A 21021-nucleotide genomic window follows, 5' to 3' on the forward strand; every position below is an offset into this window, starting at 1 on the left:
TTTTAAGAAGAGGGTTTCAGGGCATTCAGCCTTAATTTATTGTCTCACCACTTTCTACCCCATCTTCATCCGGATTAATAAATACCAATTTGCCATCGGCATTTTCGGTCATAAGTATCATGCCCTCGCTATCAACTCCACGTAAGGCCCTAGGCGCCAAGTTTACCAAAACGGTAACTTTTTTACCTATGATATCCTCTGGAGAAAAGCTTTCCGCAATGCCAGATACTATGGTTCTTACGTCCAATCCTGTATCCACTTTTAAGACCAACAGTTTTTTCGCCTTAGGCATTTTTTCTGCTTCGATAATGGTTCCTACCCTCATATCCAACTTGGAAAAATCATCAAAGGTAATGGTGTCTTTTTGTGGGCTCACTTCTTTGTTCATAGTTTCATTTGCTTTTTTGGTCGCTTCCAGTTTGTCCAATTGTGCTTGAATGGTTTCGTCTTCAATTTTGCTGAACAATAGCTCTGCAGGCCTTATCTGGTGTCCTGCTGGAATCAGGTCATCTTTATGGGCCACCGTTTCCCAGCTTAGGGTGTTGTCCAAAGCTTCAAATCCCAGTATTGTCTTCAGTTTTGCTGATGTAAAGGGCAAAAATGGTTCGCTTAACACTGCAAGGGCCGATGCTATTTGAAGGGCAACGAACATAATGGACTTTACCCTTTCTTCATCCTGTTTTATTACTTTCCAAGGTTCTTCATCGGCCAGGTACTTGTTGCCCAGACGGCCTAAATTCATAACTTCTTGGCCCGCTTCGCGGAAACGGTATCTTTCAATGGAATTGGCAATGATCTCGGGATATTTTTTAAGCTCTGCCATAGTTTCCCGATCTACCTCGCTAAAGGTACCCGGAGTAGGCACAACCCCATTGTAATATTTGTTCGTGAGCACCACTACACGGTTAATGAAGTTCCCGTAAATGGCCACCAATTCGTTATTGTTCCTAGCTTGGAAATCTTTCCAGGTAAAATCGTTATCCTTGGTTTCCGGGGCAGTTGCCGTTAGCGTATATCTTAACACATCCTGCATGTTTGGAAAATCCTCCAAGTACTCATGTAGCCATACCGCCCAATTCTTGGAGGTGGACAATTTGTTGCCTTCCAAATTTAAAAATTCATTGGCAGGGACATTTTCCGGCAAAATAAAATCGCCATGTGCTTTTAGCATACTGGGGAAAATAATACAGTGGAATACAATATTATCCTTACCAATAAAATGTACCATTTTGGTATCCTTGGCTTTCCAATAAGGTTCCCAATCCTTGCCTTCCCTGGCCGCCCATTCCTTGGTAGAGGAAATGTACCCAATAGGGGCATCGAACCATACGTATAGCACCTTGCCTTCACCGCCTTCAACGGGAACAGGGATTCCCCAATCCAAATCTCTGGTTACCGCCCGTGGTTTTAATCCGTCGTCTATCCAAGATTTACATTGGCCGTAAACATTCGGTTTCCAGTCGTTTTTATGACCTTCCAAAATCCATTTCTTTAAAAAATCCTCATATCTGTCCAATGGTAAAAACCAGTGTTTGGTTTCTTTTAGGGAGGGTACAGCTCCCGAGATGGTAGATTTGGGATTAATAAGGTCGGTGGCATTTAGGGTAGAACCACAGTTTTCACACTGATCGCCATAAGCTTCTTCGAACCCACATTTTGGGCAGGTGCCAATTACAAAACGATCGGCCAAAAACTGTTGTGCTTCCTGATCGTACAATTGTTCTGTGGTTTCCTCGATAAAATCTCCCTGTTCATATAATTTCACAAAGAAATCCGAGGCAGTTTTATGGTGTACTTCCGCGGAAGTTCTGGAATAATTGTTGAAGGTAATACCAAAATCCTCAAACGATTGTTTAATAATTCCGTGGTATTTATCTATAATGTTTTGAGGGGTAACACCTTCTTTTTTGGCTTTCATCGAAATTGCAACCCCGTGTTCGTCACTTCCACAAACGAAGGCCACATCATTGCCATTTAATCTCAAGTATCGTGCATAGATATCCGCAGGAACATAAACACCTGCCAAATGCCCAATATGTATAGGTCCGTTGGTATATGGTAGTGCGGCAGTAATCGTGTATCTTGCTGGCTTCTGTAGGTTCTGCGACATTAATTTTTGGATTAGGGTGCAAAAATAAAGATTTTTACGCGCAGCTGAGGTATTCCTTCAAAAAATAAGCCTTCGTTACCCTAAAAAGATTCAGAGTATACGAAGGCTTCCTTGCATAGTAAGTAGGGGGTGATTTTATGCCACCATTATGGATTTGCTGAGATTTTGATTTTGAACCTGTATTCTATAAATATATTTTCCTGACGCTAAATAGGTTGGTAATCCCTCCCTGATATTTATTTCTGTGGACCCTTCCAACATCATTTCATTAAATACCGATCCCAAATATTGACCCATAATGTTGAATAATTGGATGTTTACATGGGCACTAAATGGCATTTCGAGGTAAATGTGCGGGGTTGAATCCGTGGGGTAAAATGGTTTGTGGACAATGGCATTTACCAATTCCGGGTTTGGATTTTCCCCTGTAGGATCTGTTGGTGTTGGAGGGGTGGGATTCCCATCGCTATAAGCAATCTCGGGAAAATCCACTCCGCTACAATTAAATCCTAAATTTACTGGAGTATATGTGTATCCGTCCATTATATGTTGTTCTACAAGAGGAATATCTACACACAACCATTCTGCCAACACGGTGGCATAGAGGTCTCTAAAGTCCATGGTGTATTCCAGGTTACCTCTACTATTGGGCTCGTCCAAAGATGGATGCTCACCTACAAAGGCACTTCCATTAAGTCCAGATCCAAAAAATAGGGTAGGGGCGGCTTTACCATGATCGGTTCCATTAGATCCGTTTTCGTAAATCCTTCTGCCAAATTCGGAAAAGGTCATACTTAATACTTTTTCATCTTGCTGGGTAAAGGCCAAGTCGTCATAAAAATTATCGACCGCAATGGATAAATTGGACATTAGTCGCTCGTGCGCCAAAGGTTGATTTCCGTGGGTATCAAATCCACCCATACTGATCATATATACTTTTGTACCCAGATTACCTTTTATCAATCGAGCCAATAGAGCCAATTGTCTGGCAAAACCGTTATTTTGATACTCAATTTGGTTTGATCCCCGCATATAGGCCTCATGAATTTTTCCAGCATACTCATTTGTTACGTTGGATACGCCTCGTAGAAATTTTATCTGATCGCTATACATACAGTCGTCAAAAAGGGCATCGTCTACTGAATATTGCAGTCCAGTTTCCGCAATCTGTTCCAATTGATCTATGTTATTGGTCACAAAGGCGTAATTGGTTTCTTCTCCTTCAAATACCAAACTTCCATAGTTTCCAATTTGAATAGCTGCTGGGCCCTCAGGTCTACTACCTGGAAAATCGGATAAGTAATCAGGATACAGATATTCAAAATGTCTTCCCATCCATCCAGTATCCCGTCCGGTAAATCCTGTTGTGGTTAGATCGGTATTTGCAAAAATATCCGAACCGGTAAAATGGGACAGGCTTTGGCCTTCATAACCTACACCATGTACTGCCTTAAATTGACCTTCGCCCCACATGGACTCCAAGGATTTCATATAGGTAGGAACCCCGTATTCATCGGTCAATCTTAAAATTTTACTTTCTGGCAGATAAATATTTGGGCGTGCGTTGGCATAGATGTCGTACTGATTAATTGGGATGATGGTACTGAGACCGTCATTTCCACCAGATAAACGAATTAGTATAAGAATATTATCGGTTTCAGCGGCCGCTATTGCCGCTGTTAAAGGGGATGGTGCGGATGCCGTTAAAAAATTACTGCCCAGCATCATGGAGCCTGAACCGGCAATTCCTAAGGCCTGTAAAAAAGAACGCCTGCTCCAGGCCTTATGTTCTAAATCATGACCATCATGGTCTTTGCCTTTATGGGGTGAATTATGGTGGGTATCGCACATAATCGTTTATTTTATTTGAGTTGGAATTCGGGTTGTCTTGAAAGGTGTCTTAATAATATTTGAACCTGAAGAGGTACTGATGGCCACATACTCAAGACCCAAGTTGAATTCCCTCCCGGGTAATAATCTGGGCTGTAATATTCTTCTGGGACGTCTTCTATCAGAAAGGCGGACATTGCATTGTCAAATTCCTGTTCGGTGAACATTCCTTTTGGAGTTATTTTATTAATTATGGCCCTAACTACGATTTCTGGGTTACTTGTATTGCTGTTGGCAGACCCTACGGCATTAATGGCAAATGTCCTGAATTGATCTGGATTGTCCGGGTCCTGAAAGAAACCATCGATTATAGTCTCCATGGTAAGCCAACGTCCAATCATGAAATTGGTATTGATCCAATCTCTGTTTCGTTGCCATCCGGCAACATCAAAAGGATCAAATAAATCCTGGCCCAATAAACCGCTGTAATTTATTATACTACCAATTGTTGTGTTGTTGACATCTAAGGAAAAACTAGTTTCGTTTATAAAATTTAAATAGATATCGAACGGGCTTTTAATTATAACGCCAATGGCTTCATCGTCAAAAAAGTGTTGACTTTTAAAAAGTTGACCTAATACGGGTTCCAAGTTAAAACCACCGCTGACAAAGGTATTGGTTAAGCCATCAATAATAGTCTTGGCATTATTTGCTTCATCTGTTGAGTCTGGATGTACAAAAAATTCGTATAATTTTTTACATATGAAATAGCCTATCTGGTCACCTCTTTCTTCAAAAAGAATGTCGATCACATCATTGTATCCCCAGTTTCCGGTTCTTCCAAATATGGTTTTGTTTTCGGTATTGAATTTGGAAGCATCGAACAAGACTTGCTCACAGCCTATTTCTCCCCTTACCACATAACCAGAAAGGGCCTTGGCCGTTTCTATAATATCCTCTTCGGTGTATCCGTTTCCTTCCCCTAATGTAAAAAGTTCGTAAAGTTCACGTGCATAATTCTCATTGGGATTGTTACCATTGTTGTATACACCATCCAAATAGTAAAGCATGGCACTGGTAAGGCCTATTTCACTAACAAAGGTTTTAAAATTGCCCATAGCATTGCGCTGAAGACAGTTGATGTAATGATAAAGGAATGAATTACAATTGTAAACGTCCAATTCTGTTACAAAATGATTGCTCCAGAAAAAACTTAACCGATCTCTTAGATTATTGCTCAGTAATGAATTGGTATAGGATAGCTTAAACTCTTCTTGTTGAGACCTTATTTCCGCTCCACGTTGGTCGTCATCCTCAGAATAATTGCTGTTGTTCCAATCTGCCCAAACGGGGGCAGCCAATGTAGGCTTGTTCCTCGCTTCGGTGATAAGGGAATCAACCAAGTTTGTAGAATTCTGGCCAGTGGCTTGATCAATAGTCTGCACAGAGGCACTAAAACCCAATCTTCTATATAGATGTGCGGCCCTTTGTGCATCCAGTGAGGTGTTATAGGGGGCCAAACTAGAAGTATTACAGTTTATGAAATATTCCATAATTTATTCCGCATTTGATAGGTTATAAGTAAGGGGTCATTGCATAACGCACAATTATATTGGAAATTATGTCCAAGACAAATAATTCGTTATACTGCTAAACAAATTACGTGGATTGTTGAAATTTGGACGACATTAGGTTGAATTTTTCGACCAAATGCACGTTTTTTGGTAAATAGAATCAAAATACCATGGGGAAGCACAACGAATTTGGCAAAAAGGGAGAGGAATTGGCAGTGAACCATTTGACTAAAAATGGCTATAGGGTAGTTCATAGAAATTATAGGTATTTGAAAGCAGAAATCGATATTATTGCAAAAAAAGGAGATATTTTGGCAATTGTTGAGGTGAAATCGAGGAGTTCGGACTATATGCAATCCATTGCTGAGACAGTTACAGAAAAGAAAATTAAGCTACTTGTCATGGCAGCAGACCATTACATTATTAGTAAAGATCTTGATGTGGAAGCTAGGTTCGATATCATTACCGTACATAAAAATGGAGCTAATTTTAATATTGAACATCTAAAAAATGCATTTTATCATTTTTAATTATTTGTTTTATTTGTAACAATTTGTTAATTTTACCAAAAGTTTAAGAAAATGAAGACTATTTCATCGGTCGTGGAAGACTACATTAAAAAGAAGCCATTTTTGCAAAGTGCTCTAGCTCAAGGTATTATTAATTTAACGTCGCTTTCTAGAATAGTAAAACCAGAAATTGAAAGTGAGTTGGGTAAGGATATTCGCAACGGAGCAATTGTAATGGCTTTAAAGCGCCTTTCCGATGATTTGGAGTTCCGTGCGACCCATAAAATCATTAAAGTTTTAAAAAATATAGGGGAGATTACTGTAAGGTCGTCATTGACCGATTTTACTTTTTTGGTGTCCGAGTCCATTTTGGAGAATCAGACTGTACTGTTGAAGGAAGTAAATAGGAATAAGGACGTTTTCTATACCTCTTCTAGAGGGGTCAATGAACTTAATATCGTTGTTAGTAATATTTTGGATGAGGCAGTGGAAGAGTTGTTCAAAAATGAGAAGTGTACCCAGAAGGCTGAAAACCTTTCCTCCATTACCGTAAAATTACCGGCCGAGAATGTTTCGGTACCAGGAATTTATTACTTTATTTTTCAACGTCTGGCTTGGGAAGGAATCGTGTTATATGAAGTAATTTCCACAACCAACGAATTTACCATTATTGTAAATGATGAGCAGGTAGACGTTGCCTTTAAGACAATTAAGGATCTTAAAACTTTGTAAGACCTAAATGTAGTAATTAATCAATGCTGCAATTGGTTAATGTGAAAATTTGTCTGAGCACTTACTCCAATTAAGGTGTCCTATTTGTCTTCTTTTAAAAATTTCACAACCTCTTCGTAATTCTCCGGGTTGGCTACAATGCGCTTTTCGCTGTCCAAAATATAATAAGTAGGTGTTTGATGTATGTCGTATAGGGTGGTATACGGACTTTCCCATTTTCCTAATGCAATACCATGAATAAAGGCCGGTAGTTTTGCAGATTCCTTTTTCCAAGTTTCGTCATCATCTTCCAGACCAATTGCAAGTGTCTTTACTCCGGAAATGTCTTTTATTCTTTTATGAAGTTCGGGAAGTTGTTGTAGACAATGCGAACATGTGCTACTCCAAAAAACGACTACATAATTTTTAGCCCCCGAAAGATTAGTAAGTTTTTTAATGGAACTACCTTCATTCCAAGAGATTTCTGGGGCCTTAGACCCAAAACGCAGTCGATTATGGGTTTCAATATTATTTAGGATGTCAGTCTTATTGTTTTCTATAGCCAAACTTTTAAGGTAATTCCCATAAATATCATCTGCCAAGTTGTTATAGTTGTTGTTGGATGCCTGTGTCCAGAGACTATTGAATAACTGTACCTTATTGGTTGAACTTGCATTTTCCAATACCCTCGCCAAATCCTTTACATTATTCTTCATTATCACCTCCTTTTCCTCAATGGATAGCTGTTGGTGGGGAAGAGCGGTAAACACATAATTTACTACTTTATCTGTTAAAAAGCCCGATCCCAGTATCATCGTATCCTGAAAGTCCAAAGCATCAAAATAATGTTGCTTTTTTTGTTGCATATAGGTTTCAACGTCTACAAATCCAGCGGGAATATAGGGGCTATTTGCAGAAATAAAGTGCCCACAGATCGTCCCTGCAGATTGGGTTTCGTACGATTCTTGGACGGTGGCAAGTTTTTTAAAAAGTGCTTTGATTACAGTTCGGTCCTTATTCCGATCGGAATAAAACTGAACAATTTGTTTCTCCAGCTCATGAACTTCTTTAAAGTACTTGGTGTATATTGAATTTTCTTTGGAGCTAATAAAGAATAGACCTTTCTGTGAATCAAAGGACAGTACAATATTTTCCTTACCATTGTATATCAAATCAAAATAGAATTCCTCCTGTGGTACGGCGTACACCAATCTATACATGCCGGTTGTTGCGTTTGCAGGAATGCTTAGCGAAAAAGCACCATTCTCAACGGCCGTGTCGGCTATATAATTTTGATGGTCAGGATTCAATTTATAAGCGATCAGCCATTTGTAATCTTCTGCTGGAGATAAATTCCCTGAAATGGTATGTTGGGCTTCCAAAATAAAAGTGAAGCACAGGGTGAATAATAATAGGATATTTTTTAAAAGCATCAACTGTAGTGTGTTTTTATGGAACCGTTATCTCTGGTTTTGGGATAAGGGCATCGAAAGGTTGAATGGATTTATAGGCTTTGTCAATAGAATTTATATGTTCAAAGACCAGTAACAGCCTCAATCCGTTGCGGGTCTGCTTTTCTTTAAGTTTTGCGAGCTTGGCATGGGCCTGTACAAATTGTAATACAGACGTAAAGGAAGTGCTTTGGTAAAAATCCGATTGTTGGTCCGCTATAAAATAGCCGATCATTTTACCCTTCTTCATCACTATCTTTTCAAGGCCAATGCTATTGGCAATCCATTTAATGCGGACCGAGTTTAATAAATCTTCTGCCTGGGTAGGGAGGTCCCCAAATCTGTCTACCAATTCAGACTCGAACTTTTGTAATCCTTCCTCATCGGAAACCTGGTTAAGTTCTGTATAAAGATTTAAACGCTCGGTGATGTTATTGATATAATCATCTGGGAAAAGCAATTCAAAATCGGAATCGATCTGCGTTTCTTTGACAAATATTTTTGGTTTGCCTCCAACCTCTTCATACAAATCCTTGAATTCGTTTTCTTTAAGTTCGTCTATGGCTTCTGCCAATATTTTTTGATAGGCATCAAAGCCAATTTCATTTATAAATCCACTTTGTTCACCTCCCAATAAGTCGCCGGCACCTCTAATTTCCAAATCCTTCATGGCTATATTAAAACCACTACCAAGATCGGTAAATTGTTCCAAGGCCTGAATTCTCTTTCTGGCATCATTGGTCATTACATCATAGGGAGGGGTGATAAAGTAACAGAAAGCTTTTTTATTGCTTCTTCCTACCCGTCCCCGCATTTGATGCAGATCACTGAGGCCAAAATTATTGGCATTATTAATAAAAATGGTATTGGCATTGGTAACATCCAAGCCGCTTTCCACTATGGTGGTAGAGACTAATACATCGAACTCCCCATTCATAAACGCCAACATAAGGGTCTCCAATTTTTTACCCTCCATTTGCCCGTGCCCAATGCCTATTTTGGCATCCGGCACCAATCTTTGTATCATTCCGGCAACCTCCTTAATATTTTCAATTCTATTATGGATAAAGAAGACCTGTCCGCCTCGTTGGATTTCGTAGGAAATGGCATCGCGAATGGTCTCTTCGTTGAAACGGATTACCTCGCTTTCTATGGGGTATCTATTGGGCGGTGCCGTATTGATGACCGATAGATCCCTAGCTGCCATTAAACTAAATTGAAGGGTTCTCGGAATAGGGGTTGCCGTTAGGGTAAGCACATCTACATTCTCCTTGATGGACTTTAATTTGTCCTTGACCGATACGCCGAATTTTTGTTCCTCATCTACGACCAAAAGCCCTAGATCCTTAAACTTTACGTTTTTGTTCACCAACTGATGGGTTCCAATAATAATATCTACCTTGCCGCTTGCAAGATTTTCCAGGGTCTCCTTTTTCTCCTTGGCGGTTCTAAATCGGTTTACATAATCTACGGTTACTGGCATTTCCTTCAAACGCTCCGTAAAAGTCCTATGGTGTTGAAAGGCCAAAATAGTTGTTGGGACCAAAACGGCAACCTGTTTTCCGTTATCTACGGCCTTAAAGGCAGCCCTTATGGCCACTTCGGTTTTACCAAAACCAACATCCCCACATACAAGTCGGTCCATGGGCCTTTCACTTTCCATGTCTTTCTTGATGTCTTCGGTAGATTTACTTTGGTCAGGAGTATCTTCATAGATAAAGGAAGCCTCCAATTCGTGTTGTAAATAGCTATCCGGTCCATATTGAAACCCCTTTTCCAATCTTCGCTTGGCATAGAGCTGTATAAGGTCGAATGCAATTTTTTTAACGCGGGATTTGGCCTTGTCCTTGATCTTTTTCCAGGCGCCCGAACCTAGCTTATATATTTTTGGCGGTGCCCCGTCCTTCCCATTAAATTTGGAAATTTTGTGCAGGGAATGTATGCTTACATACAGAATGTCCCTTTCCCCGTACATTAACTTTATGGCTTCCTGTTTCTTTCCTTCAACATCTATCTTTTGAAGTCCACCGAATTTTCCGATCCCATGGTCTATATGGGTAACGTAGTCCCCAATTTCCAGTTTGTTCAGATCCTTTAAAGTAATGGCCTGCTTTTTGGCGTAGCCATTTTTTAAATGGAATTTTAGATAGCGCTCAAAGATCTGATGGTCCGTATAACAGGCAATCTTTAAATCCTGATCTATAAATCCTTGATATAGGGGAAGTACAACGGTTTTATAATGGACCTCCTTGCCTACTTCATCAAAAATATCATGGAAACGTTTGGCCTGCTGGTCCGTGGCACAAAACAGGTAATTGGTGTAGCCATTCTTATAATTATCGTTTAGGTTTTCAATTAACAAATCGAACTTTTTGTTAAAGGAAGGTTGTGGTTTTGTATTGAACACGATGGTTTCCGCATCACTCGAGGCTTTTGTGCTTCCATCGATCTCAATCAAACCAAAATCGGCCAACTGATGTTTTAATATGTCGGAATTGGTGAACAACTCCTGAGGTTTGGCATGACGTATTTCTTTGGATAGTTTAGTAAAGGCCTCTTCGGCCTTTTCAAAAAATGAATCCAACCTAGCATACAGTAAACTCAGGTTTTTGCTAAAAATAAGGGTGTTTGGAGATATGTATTTAAGGAAGCTTTCCCGGTTTTCATCCAAAAATTTGTTTTCTACATTGGGAATGATAGTGATCTTTTTCACCTTTAGTGTAGACAACTGGGTTTCCACGTCAAAGGTTCTAATACTCTCTACCTCGTCTCCAAAAAATTCAATTCTATAAGGTTCATCATGGGAAAAGGAAAATACGTCCATGATTCCGCCTCGAACTGAAAATTCCCCAGGTTCGGTGACAAAATCGACCCGTTTAAATTTATATTCGAACAAAACCTCATTTAGAAAGTCGATCGAAAGGGTGTCCTCCAGTTTAATTTTTAGCGTATTTTTCTCCAATTCCTTTCTGGTCACCACTTTTTCAAATAGCGCATCGGCATAGGTAACGATGATCGCAGGTTTTTTTCTTGAATTGATGCGGTTAAGCACCTCGGCACGCAAAAGCACATTGGCATTGTCCGTTTCCTCGATCTGGTAGGGCCTTCTGTAACTCCCCGGATAAAATAGTACGTCGCTATCCCCAATAAACTGTTCCAGGTCGTTCAAGTAATACGCGGCTTCCTCCTTGTCGTTTAAAATAAATAAAAACGGCGATTCGGATTTGTGAAAGATTTCAGCTATTACAAAGGATAAAGCGGAACCTGTAAGTCCTTTGATATTGGTTCGAGTCGGGGAAGTCGTAGAGGTGTTATCTTTAAAATTGGCAATATGTGACCTCAGTTTTCCCAGTTGGGGAGACTGTTCGAACAGTTGTAACATAGAAGATTTTGTCAACCGTAAATTTTATTGCAAATATAACCCCTGTTTGGGCAATGCCCAAAATTTGGGAAAAATTTAATGTGCTGCCAATGTTTAGGTGTTGAAGGGAAGATATAGGATTGGGCGGTACCACTGTCATGGGAATCCAGGTCTTTTTCCTTTTTTGGGTCTGTCTAATTTTTGGACGGATTTTTTTGGGGGATATTTTCATCAGTTGAAGAAATGTTTTATGGGCTAGTTTCTTCAGGGCTAAGCCTTTAAGTCTATTGCTGGTTTAAGGGGATGTTGCTGGATTAAAAAACAAGCTCATTATAGTTGTAATACTATTATTCTTTCTTTTAATTTGTTGGGCGTAATACGGATTTGAGTGCTGTTTTTTTGGAATCTCACTTTATGACTTATGATAGGAGGATGTGCATAGCAGGATTTCCGTTTAAGGGTATTTTTTTGGAGGTTTAAATGGGAAAATCCAACTCAGGATAGTAAGTTGGTACTATAGATACTATATATGGTGTTTTTGTTCGGCCCATATTTGGATATTACGTCATATTCGTACAACATGAAATTAAAACCTTATTGCCATAAATTATAAAAGTTTGCATTTTGTTTAATATTTTATTGATTGTCTCCATTTTTGGTTTTGTATTGACCACCCTGTTATTACTAAAAAAGTCCGTCCAACCCAAAGCCACTATTTTTTTAGGAGGTTTTTACTTTTTACTTTCGGTGTATAGCTTACAGGCTTATATTATAGATGGAGGCCATTTGGCAAAATGTAGTTGGTTTTTCTTGTGGCCGCTAATTCCATATAACCTATTTGCCGTGCCCATTTACTTTTACTTTGAAACCATCATGGAAGATGAACTCAGGTGGGAAAAAGAATATTTTATTCTTTTTATTCCCTTTATTTTGAGTATCATCGATGTGGGCTATATTTATTTGCAGCCAGATGCGATATATACCGAAATGTTGCATAATGCCATGACCGACCCCAAAAATAGACTCCATGTAAGCTATTGGCTGTTAGACCTGGATCAGCACATGCTAATGCGCCATATATGGCAGTTGGCTGCCTTATTGGTAGTATTGCCCAAGTTGTTGAACTTTATTAAGAAAGGCAATGCAGATGATTTAAAAAATATATTGAACAAATGGTTGTTGGTTTTTTGGTCCGGCTTGGCACTATTCGCTGTTTTTGCTGTGTTTTATGCCGTAGAGAATATGCTGGCGGTAAATATTTTTGAAGGGGGGTCCATGGTGCCAATAATACTGTATTTGATATTGTTCTCCATTGGGGTGATTCCAATTTACTTTCCTGCCATCCTACATGGGTATCCTCAAGTAATCGCAGGTACTGTAGATTTAAAACAATCCATTTCCGAACAAGAATTGGATAATAAGTATGGTTTGGATGAAGCAGGGATAAAAAGAAAGTTACAGCTCCTTGTTGAGAAGAAATTGCATTTGCAACAAGATTTTAATGTAACCAATTGTGCACGTGAGATGGAAATGCCTGCGCATCATTTGTCTTATTTCATTAAGCAACATTACGGACTTAATTTTACTTCCTATAAGAACAATTTACGTATGGAGTACGCCAAAAAACTCATTGACGAAGGTTTTTTGGATAACAATACCATGGAAGCCTTGGCGTGGGAGTGTGGTTTTGCCAATAGAAGCTCTTTTAGTAAGGTATTTAAGAATGCAACTAAGTATAGTCCAAGTGATTACATATTAAAACTAGCTGCAGATAACTAGTGTGTAGTAGCTTATCATTTCCCTTTCCTTTCTTTTAAGAATCCCTAAACTTGGTGTCCAGATTTAATTTGGACACCTATGTGCCTGTTTTAAATATAATATATCCTTCATTTCCCTGTTTTTTTGCAGACTAAAGCCTGTAAAAATGTAAGAAAAACCTAACAATGTGTTAGTGATATTCTTGCCGTTACGTTTGTCTTGGAATCAGGGATGAGGTACAGTACTCAGTGCTTTTTAAAAGTGAAAGAACCAAATATTTAATTAATCAAACCTTATGAAAAGTACCCTTAAGTTTATGCTCTTATTCTTCTGCTGCCTCGGTTTTGGCAGTACCATGGCCCAGGGAGAATTTATCACCACTTGGGAAACCACAGCCAATGATGAGGAAATTACCATCCCTACAGGGTCTGGTGCTTTTAGCTATACGGTAGATTGGGGAGATGGGACTACGGATACTACCGTATATACGGGTCCAGCCAGCCATACCTATAGTACTCCTGGGACCTTTCAAGTGAGAATCAACGGCGACTTTCCACATTTTAGAATGGCAAGTGGACCAATGAAGGATAAGTTGCTTTCCGTAGACCAATGGGGCAGCCAAGTCTGGAGTTCTATGGAAAGTAGTTTTTATGGCTGTACTATGCTGGTGATCAATGCCACAGATGTTCCGAACCTTTCCCAGGTGAAGAGTATGCGGAGTATGTTTATCCAAGCAGCTTCCTTTAACCAAGATATTAATGGATGGGATGTTAGCAATGTGACCGATATGTTTGGGTTGTTTACTGCCGCTTCATCATTTAATAAGCCTTTGAACAATTGGAACGTAAGTAGTGTTACTAATATGGGATTTATGTTTAGAGACGCCACAGCTTTCAATCAAGACATTAGTGGTTGGGATGTAGCCAATGTGACCAACATGGAAGAAATGTTTTCCGGTGCTTCATCATTTAACCAAGACATTGGAAATTGGGATGTAGCTAATGTAATCAATATGCGAGCTATGTTCTTCTTTTCTAGCGTGTTTAACAAAGATATTAGTTCATGGAATGTGGCCAATGTGGCCAACATGGCCACTATGTTTTCTAGAGCTTGGGCATTTAATCAGAATATAGGAACTTGGAAAGTAGGCAATGTAACCGATATGAGTAGCATGTTCTCTTATGCATTCTCTTTCAATAAGAGCCTGAGTACTTGGAACGTGGGTAAGGTTACAAACATGTCCAATACCTTCCAATATGCCACATCTTTTAATCAGGACCTGGCCAATTGGAATGTTGCTAATGTGACTAGTATGTCTGTGATGTTTTCAGGGGCATCTTCTTTCAATCAGGATATCAGCAATTGGGATGTAAGCAAGGTAACTGATATGACCGCTATGTTTCAAAATACCGGCAATTTTAATCAGGATATTGGTGATTGGGACGTAAACAACGTAACCAATATGCAATTTATGTTTTTAAGTGCTAAAGCCTTTAATCAGGATATCAGCAGATGGAATGTAGGTAAGGTAACGGATATGAATAGCATGTTCCTAAATGCATCGGTCTTCGATCAGAATATTGGGACGTGGAATGTGAGCAATGTTACCGATATGACGGATATGTTTAAGGATATTAAACTATCCACAGAAAATTATGATGGCCTATTAAGCGGTTGGAGTGCTTTAGCCTTACAGAATGGGGTTGCTTTTGGTGGTGGAAACAGTACGCATTGTGCTAGCACCACCGAGCGTCAGAAGTTAATCGATGATTTTGGCTGGACCATTACTGACGGAGGCGAGGATTGTTCGGAAACCTATTTTATCACCACTTGGGAAACCACAGCCAGTAATGAGTCCATTACCATCCCCACCGGAGATGGTGCCTTTTCATATACCGTGGATTGGGGAGATGGTACAACGGACAATACCGTATATACCGGGAATGCGAGCCATACCTATGTTGTTCCTGGGATACATACCGTAAAAATCAGTGGTCAATTCCCACATTTGAAATTTACATGGATACCATATGCAAAGTATCTACGGTCAGTAGAACAATGGGGAGACCAAGTTTGGGGCTCTATGGAAAGTAGTTTTGCTTATTGTGAGAATTTGGTTTTCAATGCAATGGATACCCCAGATCTTTCTCAGGTAACCAGCATGCATAGGATGTTCAGTGGTGCTATTTCCTTCAACGAAGACCTTAGTGGCTGGGATGTCAGCAATGTGACCGATATGTCCTCTATGTTCACAAGGGCAGCCTCCTTTAACCAAGATATTGGTAATTGGAATGTGAGTAAGGTGACCGATATGAGTAGTATGTTTAGTGATGCTTCTTCCTTCAATCAGGATATTGGTGGATGGGATGTGTCCAATGTCACCAATATGATAGGGATGTTTTCTTCAGCAGAATCTTTTAATGGGGATATTGGAAATTGGGATATGTCCAATGTCACCAATATGAGAGTGATGTTTTATGGTGCAACAGCATTCAATCAGGATATTGGTGGATTGGATGTGTCCAATGTTACCAATATGCAAGCGATGTTTTTTTCAGCAGAATCTTTTAATGGGGATATTGGAAATTGGGATGTGTCCAATGTCATCAATATGAGAGAGATGTTTTATGGTGCAACAGCATTCAATCAGGATATTGGTGGATGGGATGTGTCCAATGTAACTGATATGAGATCGATGTTCTATGAGGCAACTTCCTTTGATCAAAACATAGGTTCTTGGGATGTTAGTAATGTTGGTATATACAATGATCCTATGATGGGATATACAATCAGCTATATGGATGATATGTTTAAAAACGCGGGATTGTCCATAGCTAATTATGATAAGCTATTGCAAGGTTGGAGTGGTTTGTCCCTACAGTCTGGGGTTACTTTTGATGCAGGCAGCAGCAAGTACTGCGACGGCAGCACTGCACGACAAAAAATTATTGATGATTTTGGCTGGACCATTACTGACGGAGGAGAGGATTGTTCGGAAGCCTATTTTATCACCACCTGGCAAACGGAAGCCAATGATGAGGAAATTACCATCCCTTCTGGGTCTGGTGCTTTTAGCTATACGGTAGACTGGGGAGATGGGACTACGGATACTACCGTATATACGGGTCCAGCCAGCCATACTTTTAGTACTCCTAGTGTCTACGCAATAAAAATCAACGGGGACTTTCCACATTTTAGAATGGCAAGTGGCCCAATGAAGGACAAGTTGCTTTCTGTAGAGCAATGGGGATCTCAGGTCTGGGGGGCTATGGAAAGTAGTTTTGCCGGTTGTACTAATTTGGTGATCAATGCTACGGATGTGCCAGACCTGTCGCAAGTAACCAGTATGAAAGGGATGTTTTCCGGGGCGTCTTCCTTCAATCAAGATATTAATAATTGGAATGTCAGTAATGTAACGGATATGTCCAATTTGTTTGATGGTGCCACTGCATTTAACCTGGATCTTAGTGCGTGGCAGATAGGTAATGTGACCAATATGTTTCAGATGTATAGAAATACCAATTTTAATCAGGACATCGGTGGTTGGGATGTTGCTAATGTGAGCAATATGTCCAGAATGTTTGAGGATGCAAAGGTATTTAATCAGGATATCGGTCTATGGGCGGTAAGCAAGGTCACCAATATGGAAGGCATGTTTCTTAACGCTACCACATTTAATCAGGATATCAGTGGTTGGGATGTTGCTCAGGTGACTGATATGAGCTCTATGTTTTATGAGGCCAAAGCGTTTAATCAGAATATCGGATTGTGGAAAGTTGGAAACGTTACTAATATGAAGTTAATGTTTTATGGTGCCAACTCCTTCAATATGGATATAAGCACGTGGGAGGTATATAATGTAACCGATATGTCAAATATGTTCAGAAACGCAAGGTCCTTTAATCAGGATATTAGTGTATGGGATGTTAGTAGTGTAATGAATATGTCCGATATGTTCAATGGTGCAACAGCATTCGATCAGCCTATCGGAAATTGGAATGTAAGTAATGTGACCAATATGTTTCAGATGTTTAGAGATACCAATTTTAATCAGGACATCGGTGGTTGGGATGTAAGCAATGTGACCAATATGCAATATATGTTTATGAGGGCTGGAGATTTTAATCAGGACGTCAGCGAATGGGATGTAGCGAACGTTACCACTATGACGGGTATTTTTTATAGCGCATTGGCATTCGATCAGAATATTGGGGCGTGGAATGTGAGCAGTGTTACCGATATGACGGATATGTTTAAGGATATTAAACTATCCACAGAAAATTATGATGGTCTATTAAGCGGTTGGAGTGCTTTAAACTTACAGAATGGGGTTGTTTTTGGTGGAGGAAACAGTACGTATTGCGCCAGTACCATAGCGCGTCAGAAGTTGATCGATGATTTTGGCTGGACCATTACCGATGGAGGGGAAGAATGCCCATTACTTCCATTTGTCACTACCTGGAAAACAGATAATACGGGGAAGACGGATGTCAATAGCATTGAAATTCCCACCGGTGATGGAACCTTTGCCTATACCGTGGATTGGGGCGACGGTTCTACGGACAACACAATATACACCGGGAACGCAGCCCATACCTATGCTGCGCCAGGTACTTATACGGTAAGCATCAGTGGCGATTTTCCACACTTTAAATTTTCTACTAGTCAAGAAGATAATAAAAAGCTATTGTCCGTGGAACAGTGGGGAAGCCAAGTATGGGAATCTATGGATAGTAGTTTCAATGCCTGTAGCAATCTAGTTATCAATGCTACTGATGTCCCTGATCTTTCACAGGTGCAAAGTATGTCAAAAATGTTCTCGTCAGCACTTACTTTTAATCAGGACATTAGTGGTTGGGACGTATCCAATGTAACCAATATGGATTCAATGTTCGCAACCGCAAGAAGTTTTAATCAAGATATAAGTGTTTGGGATGTTAGTAATGTAACCAATATGGACAGGTTGTTTTATTCTGCCCGTGTTTTTAACCAAGATATTGGTGTGTGGAACACAAGTAATGTCACTACTATGAAAGCTATGTTCGAAGGAGCCTACATTTTTAATCAGGATATAGGTGATTGGGATGTAAGTAGCGTGACCGACATGCGTTGGATGTTTCAAGCAGCTCTTGACTTTGATCAAGATATTAGTAGGTGGAATGTAGAGCAAGTAACCTCTATGTTATCAATGTTTCAACAGGCAAGAAGTTTTAATCAAGATATTAGCGGTTGGGATCTTTCCAATGTTACCGATACAAGAAATATGTTTCTTTCTGCTTCTACATTTAACCAAGATTTGAGTACTTGGGATGTAAGTAAGGTAACGGATATGGATAGGATGTTTCAAGAAGCAAGTTCTTTTAATCAAGATATTAGTGGTTGGGACGTTTCTAAGGTTACCGATACATATGGCATGTTTTTTCTTGCTACATCTTTTGACCAAGATTTAGGAAATTGGGATGTCAGTAATGTAAAAGAAATGTCAAGAATGTTCGAAGATGCTGGATTATCAACAGAAAATTATGACAAAACATTGATTGGTTGGAGTGGGTTAGGTTTACAGAACAATGTTTCATTTCACGCGGGTAATAGTAGCTACTGTGATGGAGCAATCGCACGACAGAAAATTATAGATGATTTCGGGTGGACCATTACCGATGCCGGACTGTTTTGTAATGCTGATGCTGACAATGATGGTGTGAACGATAATGTAGATGCCTGTCCTAACACTCCAACTGGGGAAGCGGTAGATGCCAACGGTTGTTCCGATAGTCAAAAAGACAGCGACGGAGACGGGGTTATGGATGATAAGGACCAATGTCCCAACACCCCTGCAGGAGAAACCGTAGATGCCAACGGTTGTTCCGATAGTCAAAAAGACAGCGACGGAGACGGGGTTATGGATGATAAGGACCAATGTCCCAACACCCCTGCAGGAGAAACCGTAGATGCCAACGGTTGTTCGGATAGCCAAAAGGATGCCGATGAAGATGGGGTTGTCAATGATCTAGACCTTTGTCCAAAAACTCCTGCCGGGGAAGCCGTGGATGCGGAAGGCTGTTCCGATAGCCAGAAGGACAGTGATTTTGACGGAGTAAACGATGCCCAGGACCTATGTCCGGATTCTCCGGAAGACGAGTCCGTGGATGATAATGGATGTGCCGATAGTCAAAAAGATACCGATAATGATGGTGTCATGGACAATGTGGATACTTGTTCCAATACCCCTGCCGGGGAAACGGCCGATGCCAATGGTTGTTCCGATAGCCAAAAAGATGGTGATGATTCTGGCGATGATTCTGGAGATGGAACGGATAACGGCGACGGTGATGGTGAGACTGGCGGAGAAGATGATGCCAATACATTAAAAGTGTCCCAAGCCTTTACGCCAAACGGCGATGGGGTAAACGATACCTGGACGATCTACGGTATAGAGAATTATCCCAATTCCATAGTGCGTGTCTTTAACAGCTGGGGCAAAGAGGTGTTCGCTGCCAAGAACTACCAGAACAATTGGGACGGACACTACAAAGACCTGAGCAGTGGACTTCCAGATGGAGGTTCCTATTACTACCAGGTAGACCTTGAAGGAGACGGCCGCGTTGATATGGACGGATGGCTATTTTTGGCCAAACAATAATCACAATACCTAAGAAATACAATAAAATACCATGCAGAATATAAAACATATAGTATCCATAGCCCTCTTCCTCATCTTTGGTGCGTTAAGTGCACAGCAGGAAGGGCTGTTGACCAACTACCGCTACCATATGAACGCCTATAACCCTGCCTATGTTTCCCCTGGGGGGGCGACGGCCATTACTTCCAGCTTCCGCCAGCAATGGACGGGAGTGGAAGAGGCACCAAGAACTATGGTGGTCTCCTTTGGCACCCGATTGGGCGAAAAGATGGGCCTTGGGGTGTCCGTGATGAACGACAAGACCTTTATAGAGAGCCAGACCTTTATTGGTATAGACTACTCCTATAAGCTTCAGTTGTCCGAAAAAATGGAACTGTACCTGGGGCTCAAGGCGGGCGGCAATTCCTATTCGGTGAACACTGCCGGGCTGGAGACCTATAACATACAGTCGGACCCAAGTATAGCATCGATCTCCGATTTTAACCCCAATATAGGGGCGGGGATACTTCTTAAAAGGGAGGCGCTGTTCCTTTCCCTGGCCATGCCCAGGATATTGACCACGGACCGGGCAGAGAACAGCAACGGTACGGCCACGGCCACCGTAGCCAAGCCCCATCTTTACGCCACGGTGGGCTATGATCTGCCGCTTGGGAACAACGGCAACCTAATGTTGAAACCTTCGGCCATGATGCGTCAAGTGAGCGGGGCACCACTGTCGGTCGATTTCAATACCATGCTCTCCTTTAACAACGACTTTGAACTGGGAGCCAGTTATAGGACCGACTCGGCCTTTGCAGGCTTGGTAAACCTAAGTATCCAGAAACGGCTTACCCTGGGCTTCGCCTATGAGGTGAGTACCAGAAGTGAACTGGCCAGTGCCAAGAACACCAATGAGCTGTTCTTAAGGTTTGTGTTTTAAAAAGAAGCGGGGCCTTTTCCCTAAACAATACGTGTAAAAAATGAGGTGCCCAAGGGTGCCTCATTTTTTTTGGGGTTAACGGAAGAAGCAGGTGGTAAACCTAAGCTGTTCTCGATACAAAATGGCATGCGCCATTTCACTGGAACCGACCGCTGCCC

The 21021-nt window shown here is 40.7% G+C and carries 10 protein-coding genes; 5 read left to right on the forward strand and 5 right to left on the reverse strand.

The features are described 5' to 3' along the window. Window positions 1-31: 31 nt before the first annotated feature. The 3 genes from metG to MWU78_RS02200 form a co-directional block, all read right to left on the reverse strand. A complete protein-coding gene (metG, locus tag MWU78_RS02190) occupies window positions 32-2110 on the reverse strand; it encodes a methionine--tRNA ligase (protein ID WP_246994533.1) in 2079 nt (692 codons plus the stop codon). A gap of 135 nt (window positions 2111-2245) precedes the next feature. Next, a complete protein-coding gene (locus MWU78_RS02195) occupies window positions 2246-3961 on the reverse strand; it encodes a DUF1501 domain-containing protein (protein WP_246994535.1) in 1716 nt (571 codons plus the stop codon). 11 nt (window positions 3962-3972) lie between these two features. After that, window positions 3973-5493, reverse strand: coding sequence for a DUF1800 domain-containing protein (locus tag MWU78_RS02200; protein WP_246994537.1), 1521 nt, complete (start codon window positions 5491-5493; stop codon window positions 3973-3975). A gap of 191 nt (window positions 5494-5684) precedes the next feature. Between MWU78_RS02200 and MWU78_RS02205 the strand changes: the two genes are divergently transcribed. Together MWU78_RS02205 and MWU78_RS02210 are read left to right on the forward strand one after the other, a co-directional pair. Next, the gene (locus MWU78_RS02205) at window positions 5685-6044 is read left to right on the forward strand and encodes a YraN family protein (protein WP_246994539.1); all 360 of its coding nucleotides are present in this window, start codon (window positions 5685-5687) and stop codon (window positions 6042-6044) included. A 51-nt stretch (window positions 6045-6095) separates the two neighbouring features. Continuing rightward, window positions 6096-6755 carry an aspartate kinase gene (locus tag MWU78_RS02210; protein WP_103442565.1) on the forward strand — a complete coding sequence of 220 codons (660 nt, stop codon included), beginning with the start codon at window positions 6096-6098 and terminating at the stop codon, window positions 6753-6755. 80 nt (window positions 6756-6835) lie between these two features. Here the strand turns inward: MWU78_RS02210 and MWU78_RS02215 are convergent, their stop codons facing one another. Together MWU78_RS02215 and mfd are read right to left on the reverse strand one after the other, a co-directional pair. Next, complete coding sequence (locus MWU78_RS02215; RefSeq protein ID WP_246994682.1) at window positions 6836-8167, reverse strand: thioredoxin-like domain-containing protein; 1332 nt, start codon at window positions 8165-8167, stop codon at window positions 6836-6838. A gap of 16 nt (window positions 8168-8183) precedes the next feature. Then, window positions 8184-11582, reverse strand: a complete 3399-nt coding sequence (gene mfd / locus MWU78_RS02220) for a transcription-repair coupling factor (RefSeq protein WP_246994541.1) — start codon at window positions 11580-11582, stop codon at window positions 8184-8186. Window positions 11583-12170: 588 nt separating this feature from the next. On the opposite strand from mfd, the gene MWU78_RS02225 reads away from it, so the two are divergent. The 3 genes from MWU78_RS02225 (at window position 12171) to MWU78_RS02265 (ending at window position 20863) form a co-directional block, all read left to right on the forward strand. Next, complete coding sequence (locus tag MWU78_RS02225; RefSeq protein WP_246994543.1) at window positions 12171-13325, forward strand: AraC family transcriptional regulator; 1155 nt, start codon at window positions 12171-12173, stop codon at window positions 13323-13325. A 274-nt stretch (window positions 13326-13599) separates the two neighbouring features. Continuing rightward, entirely contained in the window at window positions 13600-19944 is a 6345-nt protein-coding gene (locus MWU78_RS02230) for a BspA family leucine-rich repeat surface protein (RefSeq protein WP_281503782.1), read from the forward strand. Between the two features lie 31 nt (window positions 19945-19975). Continuing rightward, window positions 19976-20863 (forward strand): type IX secretion system membrane protein PorP/SprF, encoded by an 888-nt coding sequence (locus tag MWU78_RS02265; RefSeq protein ID WP_246994545.1) that lies wholly within the window; start codon window positions 19976-19978, stop codon window positions 20861-20863. The last annotated feature ends 158 nt before the right edge of the window (window positions 20864-21021 follow it).

The sequence above is a fragment of the Arenibacter sp. F26102 genome (genome assembly GCF_023015865.1).
Taxonomy (GTDB): Bacteria; Bacteroidota; Bacteroidia; order Flavobacteriales; family Flavobacteriaceae; genus Arenibacter.

What these genes read in the sequence shown, in the direction of transcription:
- metG (WP_246994533.1), bottom strand. Translation starts at nt 2,110, where the DNA reads ATGTCGCAGAACCTACAGAAGCCAGCAAGATACACGATTACTGCCGCA.
- MWU78_RS02195 (WP_246994535.1), bottom strand. Translation starts at nt 3,961, where the DNA reads ATGTGCGATACCCACCATAATTCACCCCATAAAGGCAAAGACCATGAT.
- MWU78_RS02200 (WP_246994537.1), bottom strand. Translation starts at nt 5,493, where the DNA reads ATGGAATATTTCATAAACTGTAATACTTCTAGTTTGGCCCCCTATAAC.
- MWU78_RS02205 (WP_246994539.1), top strand. Translation starts at nt 5,685, where the DNA reads ATGGGGAAGCACAACGAATTTGGCAAAAAGGGAGAGGAATTGGCAGTG.
- MWU78_RS02210 (WP_103442565.1), top strand. Translation starts at nt 6,096, where the DNA reads ATGAAGACTATTTCATCGGTCGTGGAAGACTACATTAAAAAGAAGCCA.
- MWU78_RS02215 (WP_246994682.1), bottom strand. Translation starts at nt 8,167, where the DNA reads ATGCTTTTAAAAAATATCCTATTATTATTCACCCTGTGCTTCACTTTT.
- MWU78_RS02230 (WP_281503782.1), top strand. Translation starts at nt 13,600, where the DNA reads ATGAAAAGTACCCTTAAGTTTATGCTCTTATTCTTCTGCTGCCTCGGT.
- MWU78_RS02265 (WP_246994545.1), top strand. Translation starts at nt 19,976, where the DNA reads ATGCAGAATATAAAACATATAGTATCCATAGCCCTCTTCCTCATCTTT.